Here is an 18,516-nt window from a genome sequence, read left to right as displayed (position 1 = left end):
ATGCTGCGTTTCCACACGCAGACGGCGGGGGTGCAGCTGACCGCGCAGCAGCCCGAGGTGAACCTGGTGCGGGTGGCGGTGCAGGGTCTGGGGGCGGTGCTGGGCGGGACGCAGTCGCTGCACACCAACTCCTTCGACGAGGCCATCGCGCTGCCCACCGACAAGTCGGCCCGCCTGGCGCTGCGCACGCAGCAGGTGCTGGCCTACGAGACGGACGTGACCGCGACCGTCGACCCGTTCGCCGGCTCCTACGTCGTGGAGAAGATGACCGACGACGTCGAGGCGGCGGCGCTGGAGCTGATGGCCAAGGTCGAGGACCTCGGCGGCGCGGTCAACGCCATCGAGCACGGCTTCCAGAAGAGCGAGATCGAGCGCTCCGCCTACCGCATCGCCCAGGAGACCGACGCCGGGGAGCGGGTCGTGGTCGGCGTCAACCGCTTCCAGCTCGACGAGGAGGAGCCGTACGAGCCCCTCAGGGTCGACCCGGCCATCGAGGCCCAGCAGGCCGAACGCCTCGCCCGGCTGCGCGCCGAACGCGACCAGCAGGCCGTCGACACCGCGCTGGCGGCGCTGAAGAAGGCCGCCGAGGGCGAGGACAACGTCCTCTACCCGATGAAGGACGCGCTGCGCGCCCGCGCCACCGTCGGCGAGGTCTGCAACGCCCTGCGCGAGGTCTGGGGCACCTACGTCCCCTCGGACGCCTTCTGACACCGTCGGCCGCCGATTTCCGGCCAACGGGGCCGGTCGTTCTCGGCCACTGGAACACCCGGGCGGAGTGCCGTCACTTCGTGCGACACTCCGCCCATGTTCGGCGTCATCGATCTCCCCACCTATCTCGCGGGCCTGGCCCTGATCATCCTGCTGCCCGGGCCCAACTCCCTCTACGTCCTCTCCGTGGCCGCCCGTCGCGGTGTGCGCGCCGGGTACACGGCCGCCGCCGGCGTCTGGTGCGGCGACACGGTGCTGATGACGCTGTCGGCCGCCGGGGTCGCCTCGCTGCTCCAGGCCAACGCGGTGCTGTTCGGCATCGTGAAGTACGCCGGTGCCGGGTACCTCACCTGGATGGCGGTCGGCATGCTGCGGGCCGCGTGGGGGATGTGGCGCACGCGCCGGGAGCAGGCCGCGCGGGACACCGGTGCCCTCGCGGGCGGCGCCGACGAGCGGCCCTTCCGCCGGGCGCTGGTGGTGAGCCTGGTGAACCCCAAGGCGATCCTGTTCTTCGTCGCCTTCTTCGTGCAGTTCGTCGACCCGGGGTACGCCCATCCCGCGCTGTCCTTCGTCGTGCTGGGCGTCCTCGCGCAGATCGCCAGCTTCCTCTACCTCAGCGCCCTGATCTTCAGCGGCACACGGCTGGCCGCCGCCTTCCGGCGCCGCAAGCGGCTCTCGGCGGGGGCCACCTCGGCGGCCGGCGCGCTGTTCCTGGGCTTCGCCGTGAAGCTGTCCGTCGCGAGCGCGTGACCGCCGCCCGCCCTCACGACCGGCCGAAGCGCGCCCAGTAGGCGCCGAGGCCGGCCGGGGTGTCGCCGGCCCAGCCGACGTACCCGTCCGGCCGCACGAGGAACAGGCCCGTGCCGTACGCCGGGTGCGGCTCCCCGCGCACTACCCGCACCGCTCCGCCCGGCCCGGCGGGGGCTTCCGCGCCCAGCGCCAGCAGCGTCCAGTGCGGTCCCCGGAACGCGTCGAAGAGCCGCACGCCGTCCACCTTCCCGTCGGGCGCGCGGTCGCCGGCCCGCAGCGCACCCTCGGGGACCGCCGCCCGCGTCTCCGCGGTCAGGGCCGAGTCGCGGTAGCCGAGCCCCAGCTGGCGGGTCGCGTCCCCGCGCCGCACCTCGCCGCGGTGGACGCCGGTCGACAGGCCGAGCATCTGCGCGGCGACCGGGCGCCGTTCCGCCTCGTAGCTGTCCAGCAGCGCCTCCGGGGCACCGTCGCGCAGGACGGCGCCCAGCTTCCAGCCGAGGTTGTAGGCGTCCTGGACGCTGGTGTTCAGGCCCTGGCCGCCCGCCGGTGAGTGCACGTGCGCCGCGTCCCCGGCGAGGAAGACCCGGCCGGCCCGGAAGCGGTCGGCCAGGGCGGCGCGGGGCCGGAAGTCGGAGGCCCAGCGCACCTCGGTGACGGCCTCGGGGGCGAGGTGCGAGCGGGCGGCGACGACCGCGCGGATCCCGTCCGGGGTGAGGTCGACCGCCGTGCCCTCGGGGAACCGGGCGACCACCTGGAAGTCCTCGGTGCCGGCCAGCGGGCAGACGGCGAGGAAGCCGACGCCCTCGTCGCCCTCGCGGGGCGGGAAGATGTGCCAGTTGTCGCGGTCCAGGCCGGTGATCCGGACGTCCGCCACCAGGGTCGGGTGCGGGTCGACGGCCTCGCCGGTCATGCCGACGCCCAGCGCGCGCCGCACCGCCGACCGACCGCCGTCCGCCGCGACCAGGTATCGGGCCCGGACGGCCGGACCCGAGGCGAGGTGCGCGGTGACGCCGTCCGCGTCCTGCGTCACGCCGGTGACCTCCCGGCCGAAGGACACCCCGCCGCCCAGCTCCGCCAGCCGCCCGGCCAGGATCTCCTGCGTCCGCCACTGGGGGACCATCCACGGCGCGTCGTACGGCGAGCCCTCGCCCGGCTCGGCCGGGTCGAACATCCGGTGCTCGCCGACCCGCTCGCCGTCCCGCCAGACCATGCCGACCGGATAGGTCCCGCCCGCCGCGTGGACGGCGTCGACGACGCCGAGGTCGTCGAAGACCTCCATCGTGCGCGGCTGGATGCCCTTGCCCCGCGAACCGGGGAACAGCGCCCCGGCGCGCTCCACGACCAGCGCGTCCACCCCGCGCCTGGCCAGGTCGATGCCGAGGGCGAGACCGGTGGGTCCGGCGCCGACGACCAGAACGTCCGTGTCCACGGGCACACTCCTTAACGTTGTTAAGTGCTCGATGGCTCCGAGGATGGACTTAACGCCGTTAAGCTGTCAAGCGTGAGTACGGAACGACGCACCCCCCTGGACCGCCGACGGGTCGCGGACACGGCGCTCGGACTGCTGAACGAGGTCGGCCTGGAGGGCCTGACCCTGCGCGCCATCGCCCGGGAGCTGGACGTCAAGGCGCCCGCCCTCTACTGGCACTTCAAGGACAAGCAGGCCCTGCTCGACGAGATGGCGACCGAGATGTACCGGCGGATGGTGGCGGAGACCCCGCTCGACCCGGCCGACACCTGGCGGGAGCGGCTGCTCCGCACCAACCGGGGCCTGCGCGCGAGCCTGCTCGGCTACCGGGACGGCGCCAGGGTCTTCAGCGGCTCGCGCTTCACCGGCGCGGTCCACGCCGAGCACATGGAGGACACGCTGCGCCTGTTCACCGCCGCCGGGCTCACCCTCGCCCAGGCGGCCCGGGCGAGCACGACGGCGTACCTGTTCACGCTCGGCTTCGTCACCGAGGAGCAGGGCGTGCAGCCGCTGCCCGGCGAGCGCCGGGAGGGCTTCGACGTGGACGAACGCGCCCGCCTGCTGGCCGCCTATCCACTGACGGCCGCGGCGGGCGCGGAGATCTTCACGGACTACGAGCGGCACTTCGAGGAAGCGCTCGCCCTGGTGATCACCGGGATCGGGACGGCCTACGGCCTGGACTGAGCCGGCCGGCCCGCCTCAGGCATCGGCCGTCCCGGGTCGCCCGGCCCGTTCAGGCCCCGGCCCGCCGGGCGGCCCGGTACCGGCGCACCGCGCGGGTCACCAGCGGCGGCAGCAGGTCCAGGGCCAGCCGCCGGGTGCGGTCGCGCGGGCGAGGCGGACGCGGGGTCCGGGCGGTGCGGGACTGGGCGCCCTGCCCCGGCACGGGCGCGGGGTCGGCGGGCCGCGCCTCCGGCTCCGCGGCGGGTGCCGGGTACCGCGAGACGGGCAGCGGGGGCGGACTCAGCCGCTTGATCTTGGCGCGGGTCCGCACCAGCCGGTGGCCCGCCGCCCGCTCCACCGTCACCGCGATGTCGTCGCGCCCGCGCAGCGCCGCCATCAGCGCCTCCTGGACCGGCTCCGGGTCGCCCCAGGTGCCGTACAGCTTCTGGCTGCTGAGGCAGATCGGGCGCAGCCCGCGGTTGAGCACCGCCTCCCAGGCGGCGACGGCGACACCGGGGGTGTGCTCGCTGCGGAAGTCGTCGAGGACGACGATCCCGTCGGGCCCGAGCAGGTCGCGGGCCGCGCCGATGTCGCCCTCGACGTGCTCGTACAGGTGCGAGGCGTCGATGTGGACGAAGCGGCAGCTGCCCGGCGCCACCTCGTCGACGATCGCGGAGCTGGGGGCCTGGACGATGGTGGGCAGGGTGTCGTGGAAGGAGAGGTAATTGCGTTCGAAGGCCTGCCGGGTGAGGGAGGAGTACGACTTCGCCGCCTCCGCCCGGTTGGCCGCGTCCGGCGGCTCGGCCCCGAACAGGTCGCAGACGGTCAGCGTCTCGCCCGCCCGCAGCCGGTGCCCGAGCAGGATCGCGCTCTTGCCCAGGTAGGCACCCAGTTCCAGCAGGTCGCCGCGGGTGTCCAGGCTCTCCTGACGCTCCAGGAACCAGGAGAACAGCACCTGGTCGAGCGGCCAGAACCAGCCGGGGACGTCGTTCAGCTCACCGGGGTACTTGTGCGTCTCTTGCGCAGTGGCCATGAGGGGAGGATGCCTTCTCGGGGCCGGAAAGGGGATCGGCGCGCGCAATCCGATGGAAGGAAAATCCCACGAATCGCACGGATCGCTCAAGGCGTACGCGTCAAGACGGTCCGCAGCCAGGGCGTCAGCGGCCGCTCCACCCACCGGTGCAGCAGCCACGCCAGCCCCAGTATCCCGAGGGCCGTCAGCGCGAGCGTCGCCGCGGACGGCACCCCCAGACCCCGGTGCAGGGCGTGGATCACCACCCACCCGAGGTGCTCGTGGACCAGGTAGAACGGGTACGTCAGCGCCCCGGCCACGGTGAGCCAGGGCGCGTTCCACCGGTCGAGCAGGCCGAGCGCCACCGCCCCGACCGCGGCGAAGCCGACGGCGACCACCAGGACGACGCCGAGGACCGTGCGGTGGGCGAAGGTGTGCGGGTCCGCGGTGTTCGACAGCGCGCGCACCGCGTGGTGCTGCCCGACGAGGAAGCCGCCGGCGACGATCCCCCACGCGTGCGCGTCCCGCCGGTCGCGGTGGACCAGGTACAGGCCGACGCCGCCGACGAAGAACGGCGCGTACTCCGGCATCAGCACCAGGTCGAGCAGCGGCTCGTGCGCGGCGCGCGCGAGCGCCGACGCGGCCAGCCAGCCGGCGCAGAAGACCACCACGCGCCGGCGGCTCGCACCCGGCAGGACGACGCAGAGCGCGAACAGCGCGTAGAAGCGGACCTCCACCCACAGCGTCCAGCACACCCCCAGCACCCGGTCGGCGCCCAGCGGCTGCTGGAGCATGGTCAGGTTGACCAGCGCGTCGCTCGCCGGCACCGCGTCCCAGGCCACCACCGGCAGCGCGAACACCGCCGCCACCAGGACGACCGCCGCCCAGTAGGCGGGCAGCAGCCGCGCGGCGCGGGAGGCGGCGAAGGACGCGGGGGAACGGCCCCAGCCGCTCATGCAGATCACGAATCCGCTGATCACGAAGAAGAACTGCACGCCGAGGCAGCCGTAGGACAGCGGGCCGTGCAGGGTCGGGAACTGACGTTCCGGCGAGCTGCCCCAGGCCTCGGTCACGCTGCCCCCGCGCCCGCCGTAGTGGTACGCCGCCACCATCAGCGCCGCCACCAGCCGCAGCCCGTCCAGGGCACGCAGCCGGCCGCCCCTCACCCCCGTGTCACGGGCCGGCGCGGTCCCCCCGGCGGGACGCGCCGCCGGCGTGCCCACGACCGTGTCGCTCACTGCTCCCGCTTCCCCGGCCGTGCCGTTCGTTCGTCGGTGCTCAGGACGCCCGCAGGAAGGCGGAGTGGGCCGCCTTGCCCAGGTAGGTGAAACGGGTGCCGTCCGCCAGGTGGTCGTCCAGGGCCTCCTTGATGCCCGGCCAGCTCGGGTCGCCGTAGTCGTCCAGGACGACGATCCCGCCGGGGGCGACGATCTCCTCGGCCCACTGGAGGTCCCGGCGGACCCCCTTCGCCGAGTGGTCGCCGTCGACGACGACCACGCCGTAGGCGCGGTCCGAGACGGCCGCCCGGGTCTCGGGGTCCTCGGAGTAGCCGCGCCGGATGCGGGCGTCGGCCCCGGCCCGGCCGGCGAGGGCGAGGTTGGTGCGCACGGCGTGCTCGTCGACCGGGGTGCCCGTCGGGTCGGGGCGCACGGTGGTGCCGGGCTGGAGCTGCACCCCGGCGAACGGGTCGACGATGGTCAGGCTCGGGCTGCGGCCGTCGCGCTCCAGCATCCGGACCAGGCCGGTGGAGAACATGCCGTAGAGCGTGCCTATCTCCAGCACCTCGTCGTTCGGCGGACCCAGCAGCGGGACCGTGGCGAGCTTGCCGCAGATGTTCATGGTGCCGCCCGCGATCCGGCCCACGCCGAGGGACTCCAGCGCGATCAGGAGACGGTAGGCGGTCGTCACGTTGCGGGTGGCGGCGGCGCGGTCGCCGGACAGTGCCTCGACCTCGGTGAGCAGCCGCTTCAGCGGTCCCTCGGCCAGTACCCGGGACAGGCCCCGGCCGTCCGCGCCGAGCAGCTCGCAGGTGAGCCGGTGCGGTGTGGCCTCCCGGAGCGCCGTGCGCACGCGCCGGTCGATGCGCTGGTCGATCAGGTCGGCCACGGGGCGCAGCAGGCGCCGGGAGACCGGAGTGCGGAGCAGGGAACGGCTGTTCATGGGCCAACGACCTCGATCCGTCAGGGAGGTGCATGTGGGTACGGGGAACGCCTGTGGGGTGGGGCCAGACTAGGGAGGTCACCGGCCGGAAGCGCGCCCCGCGAACGGGCCGCCGGGCGAACTTTCGCGGAACTCCGGGCGGCCTGGAGATGACGTCTCCCGGCGTTCACCGGAAGGTCACCCGCAGGTGGCCGATGTTCATCCGGCACGGCTTCCCGGCGCTCACGGCGCGCTCATAGCCTGCACCGATGTCCCCGCGCGTCCTATCCGGGAGTGACCACCCATCGCCGCCGAGCCCCTGACCGCCGCCGACTCCACACGGCCCCCCGCCCCCGCCGCAGCCGGGGCACCGCCCCCGCGCGTCCGCGGGGAGCACCGGTACGACATCGACCTCCTCCGTGTGCTCGCCTCGGTCGGGGTCATCGTCTGCCACGCCGCGGGCGAACTCATGAAGGCCGTGGACCGCACCCCCGAGGGTGGCGGGCCCGTCTACTGGACCGCCCTCACCGGGGACGCGCTGAGCCGCTGCGCCGTGCCGCTGTTCTTCGCCATCGCCGGGTGGGTCGTGTTGAGCGGCGCGCCGCCCCGCGACGGCGGCCAGCTCCGCAAACGGCTGATCCGCATCGTCGTGCCGATGGCCGTGTGGACCGTCGTGTACCTCCTGTGGGACCGGGTGCGGGACGCCCACACCGACCCGGTGCGCGACCTCGCCGTGGACGCGGTGTTCGGCTCCGTCCGGCCCGCCTTCCACCTCTGGTACCTGTACGCCTACGTCCCCGTCATCCTGCTGCTGTCGGTGGCCGTCCTGGTCCGGGCGGGCAAACGCCCCTGGGGCGCGGGCGCGGCGCTGCTGGCGCTCGCCCTCGCGCCGACCGCACTCGGCGACCTCGGACGCCTTCTGGACATCCAAGTCCCGCCGTTCGCCTGGCAGTTCGGCGTCTACCAGATCGCGTACGCCGTCGCCGGGGCCGTGCTGCTCTCGCTGCCGGGCTCCGCCGTCACCGGCCGCGGGCGACGGCTGCTGTGGCTGGCCGCCGGGCTGTGCGCGTGGGCCGCGGTCGCCGTCTACGAGCACCGGGTGCACTTCCCGAGCCCGTACGCCTCGCTCGTGGTGGCGCTGCTGGCGGGCACCCTGCTGACGGCCCTGAACCGGATCACGGTGCCCGAGCGGTTCCGGCCGCTCCTCACCCGGCTCGCCGGGGCCTCCTTCGGGGCCTACCTGGTCCACCTGGTCTTCCTGGAGGCGCTCGCCCCGCGCGTCGTCTCCGCGGACGCGGGCTGGGCCGGCGCGGTGGGCGGGCTCGCCGGGCTGACGGTGGCGACGGTCGTGCTGTCCTTCGCCGCCGCCCTGCTGTGGACGCGGCTGAGGCTGGGCCGCTGGCTGGGCTGAGCGGCGGGGCCGCGCGCCGTCGCCGGACGCGGCCCCGCCGGGGTCACTTCCGGCCGGCGCCGCGCCGCACCGCCCGGCGCACCACGCGCCGGGCCCGCCGCACCTGGAGCTTCGCCCGCAGCTGCGGCCGGCTGCCGGGCAGTCCCAGCTCGGTCAGCCGCAGCTCGGGGAAGTAGTAGGCGGGGCTGCCGGCCAGATGGGCGCGGAGCCAGGCCTCGGTGGGCTCGCGCAGCTCCGCGTACGTCTTGGGCTGCATGCAGAAGCCGATCGCCCGCACCAGCGGGGAGAGCGACTCGGGTGCCGCGCCGATGCGGGCGGGCTCCCCGCCGCGCTCCAGGTCGGGCACCAGGTGGTCGACGACGGCCAGCGGCACGCGGTTGCTGTTCGGGTACGGCTTGAGCCGCTCCATCACCAGCGCCGTCCCCAGCCGGGCGACCGGCACGTCGTAGTAGGCGGAGGCGGTCACCATCGCCGTCGAGAAGCAGCCGACGACGAGTTCGGGCGCGCAGTGGTCGTACAGCGTCTCGGCCAGCAGCGGCGCGTCCAGCACGGTCAGCCGTACGCCCGCGTCCGCCGCCGCCTTGCTCAGGGCCGCCGTGTAGCCGGCCGGGGCCGTCGGGTGGGGCTTGAAGACGACGGAGCGGTGGCCGGCCCGCGCGGCCCCGGTGAGCATCCGCACGTGGAGGTCCTCCTCCTCGCGCGCGGTGAGGATGTTGATCGCCGCCAGGTACTGGCCGAGCAGCACCGCGGTTGGCTTCTCTCGGATCACGGGGGCGAGTTCGGGGTCGTCGGCCGCGTCCCGGGAGATCTCGTCGAGCACCGCGCGGAACGCCTCGTCGGGGACGATCTCGGGCTCGACGCCGTACTCGGACAGCAGCAGCGGCCGCAGGCCCGGGACCAGGTCCAGGTGGAGCAGGCGCCGGACGCGGCTCGCGAGGGTCAGCGGCAGCTTCTCGCGGGTCGGGCCGTAGCTCATCAGGCCGTCCGCGTACACGTGGACGCTGCTCTCGGAGAAGATCGCCGCCAGCGCGCGGGCCGGGTTGACCTGGATCGACTCGACCGCCAGCTCGACCTGGTCGCGCTCGCCGATGCCCCAGGCGAGCCGGAAGGCCTTCTGCCACAGGGTCGTGTCGTTGCCGCGCGGGCCCCAGGCGCTGGGGTGGTGCGGGCGGATCGCCTCGTTCCAGCTGACGACCGAGTCGAAGCGGCCGGTTATTCGCCCGTACCCGTGCATCTCGTCCAGGCGCAGCGCGGTCTCCGGTATCGCGGCGTTGTTCGAGACCAGCAGCACGCGCCGGGCCTCGTCGCGCGGTCCGAACAGGCCCGCGTCGAGTGCCGCGGCGAGAGTGGCCGCCCCGTACAGGGTGGAGACCTGGAATATCTGGGTCCGGTGGGGCGTGGAGGTCGTGTGGGGCATGGGTCAGGCAGCCTTCCGCCCGTCACGCAGGCGTCCGAGCAGCCTGCCGCGAGTCCTGTCGATGTTTCGGAGGGTCTCCTCCAGCACGTGCTGGGGCATGCGGTGCAGCGCGTCCCGCGCCTCCCGGCGCAGCCGCTGCGCCGCCGCGGACTCGTACTCGTCCACCTTGCCGAGATGGAAGGCGATCATGGCGCAGTACGTCCGCACGGCCTTCGGCAGGAAGCGCTCGGCCTCCGGGTCCGCGAGCAGGTCCGCGAGGAGCATGTCGTAGGCCGGGATGAAGTCCAGCTGCCGGGAGTCCTTGATCTGGGTGAGCGAGGTGGCGACGCCGCGCCGGTAGAAGACGCCGTGCAGCCCGAGGGACGCGTAGGAGCGGGCCTTCAGGTGCAGGCGCCAGATCCACAGGCGGTCCTCGGCGGTGCGCAGTTCGGTCGCGAAGCGCATGGCGCCGTCGTCGAAGAGGTGCCGGCGGTAGATCCCCGCCCAGACGAAGGGGTAGTCGACCATCGTCTCCACGTGCGGCGGCGCGATGCCGTCGCGCGGATCCATCACGGTGTTGCGCACCGGCGCCGGCGGCCGCTTGATCACCCGCTCGGTGCCGGTGGCCTGCACATGGTCGGTGCGGGCGAAGTCGCAGCCCAACGCGTCGATTTCGCGCACGAGTTCGCTCAGGTAGCCGGGCCCGTACCAGTCGTCGCCGTCGAGGAAGGTGACGTACTCGCCGCGGGCCGCGTCGATGCCGCTGTTGCGGGCCTGCGCTATGCCGCGGTTGGTCTCGTGCCGGATCACCCGGGTGTCGGAGCGTCTCTCCGCCCAGCGGTCGACCATCCATGACGTGGCGTCCGTGGAGCAGTCGTCGACGAGCAGGAACTCGAAGTCCGGGTCCGCGTTGTTGGCGAGACTTCTCAGAGTGCTCTCGGCGAAGATCTCCACATTGTGCATGGGGACGACGACGGACAGTTTCGGCACGCGGGCCTCTCACGCTCGAAGGTCGGGGATTGGAACAGGCTAACGACGCGCCCGAAGCCGCCGGTGTCCACTCGGGCGCGGAAAAGCGAACTCCGTTCGCGGTGGAAGTGAATTCTTGGTGATTCAGGCGAGACCGAAGACGCCGCGCAGTTCCTGGAGGTTCGACTGCGTCGTCTTCCACAGGAATTCCTGCGCGCCGTGCACGTCGGCGACCGCCGCCGCGTGGTCGTCGAGCACCGCGGCCGCCCGCTCCGCCAGGCGCGGGCCCAGCTCCCGGTCGTGCACGGACAGTCCCCACTCCGGGCGCCCGATGTCGGACAGGAAGTAGGCCAGCTTCGGATGCGAGACCAGGCTCAGGACCGGGGTCCCGCACCCGAAGGGGATCATGCCGGCGTGCCCGCGCATGCCGATCACCAGCCGGGCCCGGGCGTACAGGTCGCGGACGTCGTCGTTCGACATCGTGTGGAGCCGCTCGACGGGCAGGGCGATGCCGTGCTCCCGGCGCAGGTCGTGCACGAACCGCTCGTCGGCCGGCATGTGGGCCGCGTACCGCACGTCCGCCCGCTCCCGCAGGGCGCCGAGCGCGAGGGCCGTCTGGGCCAGGAAGTGCCCGTAGTCGTGTCCGAAGCGCAGGCCCGCGCGGTCGTACGCGCAGTTGACCAGGACGGTGTCCGAGCGCTCGGCCGCCTCGAAGACGCCCGGGCGCAGGTGCCGGGCGACCGTCGTCGGGCAGGGCTGGTAGCGCACCCGGTCGCGCAGCGAGGCGGGGAGCAGTTCGCGGACCCGGTCGATGGAGCCGTGGTTGCGCAGCCCGAAGAACGCCGACCGCTCCACGAGGACCCGCAGGCTCTCGGCGAACCGGCGCCGCCGGTAGAGCTGGCCGTCGAAGACGTTGTAGCCCACCGCGAACACCGCCAGCGGTGCGGTGACGCGGGCCAGCACGTCGTCCGGCACGTTCCACTGCCAGTGGCTGTTGCCGTTGGGGGAGGTGTCCGGGAGGAAGAGCCCGCCGCCGCCCACGACCACCCCGCGGCGCGCGTTCAGCCGCTCCAGCGCCGCCTCGTCCACCAGCCGGTGCACCGGCTGCGCGTACCAGCGACGCGGGCCCGTGTCGTCGCCGAAGCACATGCGCACGGCCTCGGGCAGCACCTTGTCGCCGGCGTTCTCGTCGCCCTCGGCGAACAGCGCCACGTGCGCGAGCTGTCCGGCGGGGTCCGGCTCGGGAGCGGTGACTTCCGGCTCCGGCGCCCGGGTGCGGACGTACCAGGCGTGGCAGCCCGCGTCGGTGGGGTCGGCCGCGAGGCCCTCGCGGGCGTAGGCGTGCGCGTCCGCCTCCCGGCCCAGGAGCCAGGCCAGCCGGGCGAGCTGCGCGAAGGCGCGCGGCGCGAGGCCGGGCGAGGCGGCCGCCAGCAGCAGGTGCGCCTCGGCCTCGTCGTAGCGGGACAGCGCCATCAGGCAGACGCCCAGGGTCTCGTGGCAGCGCGGGGCGTCCAGGCGGTCCGCCACGACGGGCGCGAGCACCTCGACCGCCTCGTCGTAGCGGCCCTGTCCGCGGTACACGTCGGCGACCGTGCGGGCCAGGTCGAGCGAGGGGCGGGCCGCGAGCAGCGGCGGGGCGTAGTGCGCCACCAGGTCGGGGTGCTTGGGGCCGCGCAGGGCGCGGTAGGCGGCGCGGAACTCCTCGTCGCCCAGCTCGAAGCGGCGCCGCGCCGCGTTCGCGGGGCCGTACCCGGGGGCGTCCGGCGGCCCCGCGAAGCGCAGCACGACGACGTCCTCGGGCACCGGCAGGTCGTCGTGGAGGCGGCGGGCGGGGAAGTCGTACCGCGCGTCGAGCGGGGTCAGGGCGCCGTACGGTGCCACGGTCCCGCCGGACGCGAGCCGGGCGGCCAGGGCGTCGTCCAGGTCCGCGCGCTGGACGACGAACAGCCCCTCGGGCCGCACCTCCCGACGCTCCCCGTCCGGCCCGGCATCCGTCCACTGCGGCACCGCGGCCACCCCGTGGCGCATTCGCAGCAGCTCGCCGAGATCGCCCAGGACGACCATGCCGGGGTCGAGGACGACGACCGTGTCGTAGCCCTCCAGCCGGAGCGCGTCGCCGCGGTCCGCCGCGCCGCGTATGACCAGGCGCGGGTGCAGTGGGCGGAGCGCGTCGAACTCCGCGTCGTCCAGTCCGGGATGGAGGACCACGAAGTCCTCGCACACCCCCGGGTTGGACAGCACCAGGCTGCGTATCAGGGTGGGGAGGCCGTCGAGGCCCTCCCGGTCGGCGTGGACGGCGAAGGCGATCCGGCGTCTGCCGGTGACGGTGCTCCGGTCGTCCGCGGAGGTGGGGTGGGTCATCGCAGGGCGATCCTCATCTTGCTGTCGTCCACGTGCGTGGCGCGGTCCATGACCCACTCGGCCTCCCTCGGCCGCAGCCGGCCGGGCAGGGTGAAGCCGATCAGGTCCAGGCGGGGGCTCGCGTCCAGGAAGTCCAGGAGCCGGAGCACGGTGAAGGCGGTGGTCGTCGCCGCCTCCCAGCCGCCCTCGCCCAGCAGCGCCGGGTCGCCGAGCGGCCGGCGCAGGGAGGCGTCGCCGACGTGCTCCTGCGCCCCGGGCACCAGCCGGGTCCGGACGGCGCGCCGCCAGTCGGCGGCCGGGTCGCCGAACACCAGCCGGACGCCGGCGGGACGCGCCCAGGCGGGCTCGGCCCAGGGGGCGGCGCCCCGCAGGGTGACGGCGTGCAGGCCGATGCGTTCGCCGGTCCCCTCGGCGCGCAGGCGGTAGCCGTCGCAGCGCACCACCAGGTCGTAGGCGTCGATCTCGGCGCCCAGGGAGCCGGCGGCGACGTCCCCGGCGTTCGAGACCACGCACACCGTCCGTCCCGCGACCAGGCCCCGCAGGCCGGAGACGCCGACCGGGACGGTGCCGCCGAGCAGCGGGTCGGGTACGGCGCTCTGCTCGACCAGGCGCCGGTGGCGGCCGTACAGCTCCAGCAGGCGCCGCACGGCGGGGTCGCCCGGGCCGTGCTCGGCCAGGCGCTCCCGTACGAAGGCGGCGAACCGGGGCTCGACGGCCGCGGTGGTCGCGGTGGGCCCGGCGAGCAGGGCGGCGAGGCCGGCGCCCCGCTCCGGGAAGAGGGCCACGGCTTCGTCGAGGCAGGCCCGCCGGCGGCGCAGGGTGTCCATCCGGCGGGCGACCTCGGGCGCGGCCGGGGCATCGCCGAGGAGCGTCGCGTAGCGCTCGTAGCACGGCAGCGCCTCGTCCCCGCGGCCGAGTCCGTCGAGCGCGAGGCCGCGCAGCCGCCAGGCGCCCTTGGAGCGCTGCCGGATCGCGGCCGACGACTCGGCGAGGCCCAGCGCGAGGCCGAGCCCGCGCTCGCCGCCCGTCTCCAGCGCGCGCTCGCCCACCTGGAGCAGGGCGTCGAAGGGGTCGGCCGACGGGCTGTCCAGCGCGGCCGCGAAGGCGCCGATGGCCCGGGTGAGCCGGACCTGCGGGCCACCGGACGCGTCGCCCTCCCCGGCGAGGTGCTCACCGCACAGGCGCAGGCCGCGCGCGTACAGGGCGGGCCCGGCGGCGTCCTTCTGCCGTGCCCGGAACAGTCCCGCCAGGGGTTTCGTCATCCGCTCCACCGTTCTCCGACCGGAGCCCGAATGTGCCCCAGCCCAACGCGCGGCGGGTGTCCTTGGGACGGACACCGGGTGAACACTCACCCTCCCGAGGAGGCCGCGCCCGCACCGGAGCGACCCGCTCCCGGCGGGCATGCGAGGCGTACGGCCCGGCGCGGTGCTCGGGCGGGGCGCGGGTCCGCGCGGGCGGGCGGGCGTCCCGGGGTGCCCGGCGCCGGGGGCTGTGGCGTGGTGTCCTCACCGGGGGTGCGGCCCCCTCCCGGCCGGCGTCGGGGCGCGCAGGCCGTCCCGGCGCGGTCCTGTCGTGCCCGGGTGTCGGCGTGGGTCCGCGCGGGCGGACGCGGCGCCCCGTGCCCGGTGCCGGGGGCTGTGGAGTGGGTGTCCTCACCGGGGGTGCGGCGCCCGAGACTCCGGACGGCAGGGGGTGCGGGCCCGGAGGCGCGGACACCCCCCAGCCACCCGCGGCGCCCTCACCGTCCCATCGACCGCCGGATCGCCCGGGCCCGGCGGACCACCCTGCGGGCCGTCGAGTTGTGGGGGAGGAAGCCCAGGCGGGCCGGGATGCCGCCGGGGAGGCCCAGGGAGGTGAGGCGGCGCTTCTTGAAGTAGCGCCAGGTGCGGGGGGTCAGGCTCGTGCGGAGGTACTCCTCGGCGGCGGGGCGCAGCTCCGGCAGGACCCTCGGCTGCATCGCGAAGCCCACGGCCCGCAGCAGCCCGGTCAGCTCCTCGGCGTCGGTGCCCGGCCCGCCCTCGGCGACCGCCGCGGCGTCGGACAGGTCCGGCACCAGCGCGTCCACCAGGGTCGCGGGGACGCGGTTGCTGTTCTCGTACGGCGTCAGCCGGTCCAGCAGCGTCTCCGTGCCGACGCGCGCCACCGGCAGCCCGTACAGCGTGGACGCCGTGAGCAGCGCCGTGGAGAAGCAGCCGACGACCAGCGCCGGGCGGCTGCGCTGGAACAGCACCTCCGCGAGGACCGGCGTCTCCACCACGCTCAGCTCGACGCCGAGCCTGCCCGCCTCCCGCTCCAGGGTGCGGGTGAAGCGGGCCGGGGCCGTCGGGTGCGACTTGAACACCACACGGGTGTGCCCGAGCGCCGCCGCGCCGGTCAGCATCCGGACGTGCAGGTCCTCCTCCTCGTCGGCGGAGAGCACGCCCAGCGCCGACAGGTACTGGCCGAGCAGCACCGCAGGCCGCTCCACGTCCGGCAGTCCCGCGCCGGTGTCCGCCAGTTCCGCCAGCACCTTCGTGAAGGCGGGGGCCGGCACGATCTCCGGCTCGACGCCGAACTCCGTCAGCAGCAGCGGCGCGAGCCCCGGGACCAGGTCCAGGTGGAGCAGCCGTTCGACGCGGGTGCCGACCAGTGGGGGCAGCTTGATCCGGGTCGGCCCGTAGCTCATCAGCCCGTCCGCGTAGACCGTCAGCGGCGCGTCGGTGAAGATCTGCGCCACGCCCAGCGCGGGGTGCACCTGGATCGACTCGACGGCCAGCGCCACGTCGTCGTCGCCGATGCCCCAGGCCAGCCGCAGGTGGCGCTCCCACATCGGTACGTCGTCCAGCCGCGGCGACCAGCCGCCGGGGTGGAAGGGGAAGATCGTCTCGTTCCACGACACCACGTCGTCGAACCGGTCGCGCAGCCGCTCGAAGCCCGGCATCCGGTCGACCGACGGAGCCGTCTCGGGCGTCGCCGCGTTGTTGGAGACCAGCAGGATCCGCCGGTCGGCCGGGGCGAAGCGACCGGTGTCCAGGGCCGCCGCGAGCGTCGCCGTGCCGTACAGCGTCGACGCCAGGAAGATCTGCGTGGTCACGCCGCCGCCCCCGTCCCCGCGCGCCGGCGCAGCCGCCGCAGTCGCGTGGCGCGCTCGGCGTCCATCGACCCGAGCGCGACGTCGAGCGCGTCCTGCGGCATCCGCCGCAGCGCCGCCGCGCTCATCTCCTTGAGTGTGCGGGCCACGGCAGGCTCGAACCTTTCGACGGAACCGAGATGGTGGGAAATGATCGCGCAGTACGTCCGCACCGCCTTGGGCACCAGCCGCTCGGCGTCCGGGTCGGCCGCCGCCCCCGCGACGACCTCGTCGAAGGCGCGGATGAAGTCGAGCTGGCGGACGTCACCGATCTGGGTGAGCGAGGACGCCACCCCGCGCCGGTAGAAGGCGCCGAGCAGCCCGGTCACCGCGAAGGAGTCCGCCTCCCGGTGCAGCTTCCAGATCCACGGCCGGTCCTCGGCCGTGCGCAGCCCGTCGGTGAAGTGCAGCAGCCCCCGCTCGGCCAGCCGCCGGTGGTAGATCCCCGCCCACGCGTACGCGTAGTCCACGGAGGTCGAGCGGTGCGCGGGCAGGATCGCGTCCCGCGGACGCATCGCCACGTTGCGGCGGCCGTGCGGGACCCGGTGCAGGGTGCGCGCCCGGCCCGTGCACTGCACGTGGTCGGTGCGCACGAAGTCGACGTCCAGGCCCTCGATCGCGGCCACCAGCCGGGCGCAGTGGCCCGGCGCCAGCCAGTCGTCGCCGTCCAGGAAGGCGACGTACTCGCCGCGCGCCCGGTCGATGCCGGTGTTGCGGGCGGTCGCCAGGCCGCCGTTCTTCTCGTGTATGACCAGCACCGCCCCCGGCAGCTCGCGCTCGGCGCGGGCGAGGAGGTCCGCGGTCCCGTCGGTCGAGCAGTCGTCGACGAGAATGAATTCGAAGTCGTCCCGCGCGTTTGCGCGCAGACTCCGCAGGGTGTCTGGTGCGTACTGCCGAACGTTGTAGAACGGCACGATGACGGAGAGCTTGGGCACGTGAGCGACGTTATGCGCCGGTCCGGCATTCGGATTTACCGCCGCCTTGATGTGAGGTGAACGCGGCGTGGCGAAGCAGTGAAGCGAACATTCTTACGGGCGCCGGGCGACCTGATTCCCCTTTCGGCGATGTGCTGTTCACCCTTTGTTGGATTCCGGTTGGGCGGTTCCTAGAAATGCCTTCCTAGCGTCTACGACGTGCCAGCAAGTGCAACGAAGGCCCTGCGAGTCGCCGTCCTGGCGGACTCCGACACCCGGTGGAAATGGGGCGCGCTCACCGCGACCCGGATCTCACCCGCGGCATCGGAGGACATCCGCCTCGACGGCTACCTCCTGCGCGGCCGAGCCACCCCCACCGCCCGCCAGCTGCGGGAGGTCGGCGTCACCGCGGACTCCCTCCGCGAGGTGACCGCCGTCGAGTTCCTGCGCGCCATGGAGGCGGCGACGGGCGAGGAGTCCTACGACGTCCTCGTCCTCGCCCTGGTCGGCGGCGGCGTCCAGGCGATGCTGCACGGACTGGGCCGCCTCTGGCGGGAGCGCGCCGACCGGCCCGTGGTCGTCACCGGCTACGTCGGCGTCGTCTACGAGAAGCTCGCCGACGGCCTGCTGCTGCGCCACGGCGCCGACCTGGTCCTCGCCAACTCCCGCCAGGACGCGGAGCGCTTCCGGTCGGTGTACGAGGGGGTGGGCGCCGACGCCGGAGCCGTGACCGAGGTGGCCCTGCCCTTCCTGGGCGGCGCCGAGTACGCGGGCGAACCGGCCGGCACCGACCGCCCCTACACGGTGGTCTTCGCCGCCCAGCCCTCCGTGCCGGACAGCCGCAAGGACCGCACGTACCTCCTCGAACGCCTGATCCGGCACGCCCGCCGGCACCCCGAGCGCGAGGTGCTGCTCAAGCTGCGCTCCAAGCCCGGCGAGCACACCACGCACATCGAGGAGCTGCCGTACCAGAAGCTGGTGCAGCGGGCCGATCCGCCGCCCAACTTCCGCCTGGTCTACGGGCACATGGGCGAGGTCCTGGACCGCACCGACCTGCTGGTCACCATCAGCTCCACCGCGGCCCTGGAGTCCCTGCACCGGCGCATCCCGACGGTCGTCCTCACCGACCTGGGCGTCCGCGAGACCCTCGGCAACCACCACTTCGTGGGCTCCGGCTGCCTCGCCTCCTGGGACCAGCTCGACGAGGGCCACCGCCCCGAACCCGACGCCGGGTGGGTGGCCCGGCAGGGCGTCGCGGCGGACGGCGAGTACGCGACCGCCTTCGCCGCGGCCCGCGACCGCATCGCCGCCCTGCTCGGCCACTCCGGCGGACTGCCGCCGCTCACCCCGTACTACACACCCGTCACCGCCCCCGGCTACCTGCCCGGCATCCTCGCCCGCCACCACCTCGGCACCGACGGCACCCCGCTGCCCGGCGCCCCGGCCGCCGACCGCGAGCCCGGCCCGGTCCGCCAGGTGGTGCGCCGCGCGGCCCGCGGCGCCTACCGCCACGGCGTCCAGCGCGTCGCCCCGGTGATCCGCCGCATGGGGGAGCTGTGACGGCGCCCACGGCCTCGGCCACCACGGCCTCCGCCCCCGCACACGTCCCCGCACAC

15 protein-coding genes are annotated in these 18,516 nt (G+C 74.5%); 5 read left to right on the top strand and 10 right to left on the bottom strand.

The features are described from left to right. Together IE108_RS05450 and leuE are read left to right on the top strand one after the other, a co-directional pair. The coding region (locus IE108_RS05450) for a methylmalonyl-CoA mutase family protein (protein WP_229851628.1) at nt 1-708 on the top strand (708 nt) is incomplete at its 5' end. 96 nt (nt 709-804) lie between these two features. Beyond that, on the top strand, nt 805-1,458 hold the full coding sequence (gene leuE, locus IE108_RS05445; protein ID WP_064729474.1) for a leucine efflux protein LeuE: 654 nt from the start codon (nt 805-807) through the stop codon (nt 1,456-1,458). Between the two features lie 13 nt (nt 1,459-1,471). On the opposite strand, the gene IE108_RS05440 is transcribed toward leuE, so the two are convergent. Then, the gene (locus IE108_RS05440) at nt 1,472-2,887 is read right to left on the bottom strand and encodes an FAD-dependent oxidoreductase (RefSeq protein WP_064729475.1); all 1,416 of its coding nucleotides are present in this window, start codon (nt 2,885-2,887) and stop codon (nt 1,472-1,474) included. Nucleotides 2,888-2,959: 72 nt separating this feature from the next. On the opposite strand from IE108_RS05440, the gene IE108_RS05435 reads away from it, so the two are divergent. Then, a complete protein-coding gene (locus IE108_RS05435; RefSeq protein ID WP_064729476.1) occupies nt 2,960-3,610 on the top strand; it encodes a TetR/AcrR family transcriptional regulator in 651 nt (216 codons plus the stop codon). Nucleotides 3,611-3,659: 49 nt separating this feature from the next. Here IE108_RS05435 and IE108_RS05430 read toward each other — a convergent pair whose 3' ends face one another. The 3 genes from IE108_RS05430 to IE108_RS05420 all read right to left on the bottom strand — a co-directional run bounded on the left by IE108_RS05430 (nt 3,660) and on the right by IE108_RS05420 (nt 6,761). Further along, nucleotides 3,660-4,622: a class I SAM-dependent methyltransferase gene (locus IE108_RS05430; RefSeq protein ID WP_064729477.1), complete on the bottom strand. Its 963-nt coding sequence runs from the start codon at nt 4,620-4,622 to the stop codon at nt 3,660-3,662. Nucleotides 4,623-4,708: 86 nt separating this feature from the next. Then, nucleotides 4,709-5,839 (bottom strand): acyltransferase family protein, encoded by a 1,131-nt coding sequence (locus IE108_RS05425; protein ID WP_064729478.1) that lies wholly within the window; start codon nt 5,837-5,839, stop codon nt 4,709-4,711. Between the two features lie 40 nt (nt 5,840-5,879). Further along, the gene (locus tag IE108_RS05420) at nt 5,880-6,761 is read right to left on the bottom strand and encodes a class I SAM-dependent methyltransferase (protein ID WP_064729479.1); all 882 of its coding nucleotides are present in this window, start codon (nt 6,759-6,761) and stop codon (nt 5,880-5,882) included. 298 nt (nt 6,762-7,059) lie between these two features. On the opposite strand from IE108_RS05420, the gene IE108_RS05415 reads away from it, so the two are divergent. Next, a complete protein-coding gene (locus IE108_RS05415; protein WP_064729480.1) occupies nt 7,060-8,151 on the top strand; it encodes an acyltransferase in 1,092 nt (363 codons plus the stop codon). Nucleotides 8,152-8,194: 43 nt separating this feature from the next. Here IE108_RS05415 and IE108_RS05410 read toward each other — a convergent pair whose 3' ends face one another. From IE108_RS05410 to IE108_RS05385, 6 genes are all read right to left on the bottom strand, one after another. Beyond that, nucleotides 8,195-9,568 carry a polysialyltransferase family glycosyltransferase gene (locus tag IE108_RS05410; RefSeq protein ID WP_064729481.1) on the bottom strand — a complete coding sequence of 458 codons (1,374 nt, stop codon included), beginning with the start codon at nt 9,566-9,568 and terminating at the stop codon, nt 8,195-8,197. Between the two features lie 3 nt (nt 9,569-9,571). Further along, complete coding sequence (locus IE108_RS05405) at nt 9,572-10,537, bottom strand: glycosyltransferase family 2 protein (RefSeq protein ID WP_064729482.1); 966 nt, start codon at nt 10,535-10,537, stop codon at nt 9,572-9,574. Between the two features lie 123 nt (nt 10,538-10,660). Continuing rightward, entirely contained in the window at nt 10,661-12,877 is a 2,217-nt protein-coding gene (locus IE108_RS05400; RefSeq protein WP_189397580.1) for a polysaccharide pyruvyl transferase family protein, read from the bottom strand. Next, nucleotides 12,874-14,139, bottom strand: coding sequence for a hypothetical protein (locus IE108_RS05395; protein WP_064729484.1), 1,266 nt, complete (start codon nt 14,137-14,139; stop codon nt 12,874-12,876). Before IE108_RS05395 ends, IE108_RS05400 begins: the two co-directional genes overlap by 4 nt. A 476-nt stretch (nt 14,140-14,615) precedes the next feature. After that, nucleotides 14,616-15,950: a polysialyltransferase family glycosyltransferase gene (locus IE108_RS05390; protein WP_064729485.1), complete on the bottom strand. Its 1,335-nt coding sequence runs from the start codon at nt 15,948-15,950 to the stop codon at nt 14,616-14,618. After that, nucleotides 15,947-16,921 carry a glycosyltransferase family 2 protein gene (locus IE108_RS05385; RefSeq protein ID WP_064729486.1) on the bottom strand — a complete coding sequence of 325 codons (975 nt, stop codon included), beginning with the start codon at nt 16,919-16,921 and terminating at the stop codon, nt 15,947-15,949. The genes IE108_RS05390 and IE108_RS05385 overlap by 4 nt, the downstream gene beginning before the upstream one ends. 198 nt (nt 16,922-17,119) lie before the next feature. Here IE108_RS05385 and IE108_RS05380 point away from each other — a divergent pair, with 198 nt between their 5' ends. Beyond that, a complete protein-coding gene (locus tag IE108_RS05380) occupies nt 17,120-18,460 on the top strand; it encodes a DUF6716 putative glycosyltransferase (protein ID WP_064729487.1) in 1,341 nt (446 codons plus the stop codon). Nucleotides 18,461-18,516: the final 56 nt, after the last annotated feature.

It is taken from the genome of Streptomyces parvulus, from assembly GCF_014648855.1.
GTDB lineage: Bacteria > Actinomycetota > Actinomycetes > Streptomycetales > Streptomycetaceae > Streptomyces > Streptomyces parvulus.
This window is presented reverse-complemented; position numbering and strand designations above follow the sequence as displayed.

Coding starts and splice junctions, on each gene's coding strand:
- leuE (WP_064729474.1), top strand. CDS start 805: ATGTTCGGCGTCATCGATCTCCCCACCTATCTCGCGGGCCTGGCCCTG.
- IE108_RS05430 (WP_064729477.1), bottom strand. CDS start 4,622: ATGGCCACTGCGCAAGAGACGCACAAGTACCCCGGTGAGCTGAACGAC.
- IE108_RS05420 (WP_064729479.1), bottom strand. CDS start 6,761: ATGAACAGCCGTTCCCTGCTCCGCACTCCGGTCTCCCGGCGCCTGCTG.
- IE108_RS05410 (WP_064729481.1), bottom strand. CDS start 9,568: ATGCCCCACACGACCTCCACGCCCCACCGGACCCAGATATTCCAGGTC.
- IE108_RS05400 (WP_189397580.1), bottom strand. CDS start 12,877: ATGACCCACCCCACCTCCGCGGACGACCGGAGCACCGTCACCGGCAGA.
- IE108_RS05395 (WP_064729484.1), bottom strand. CDS start 14,139: ATGACGAAACCCCTGGCGGGACTGTTCCGGGCACGGCAGAAGGACGCC.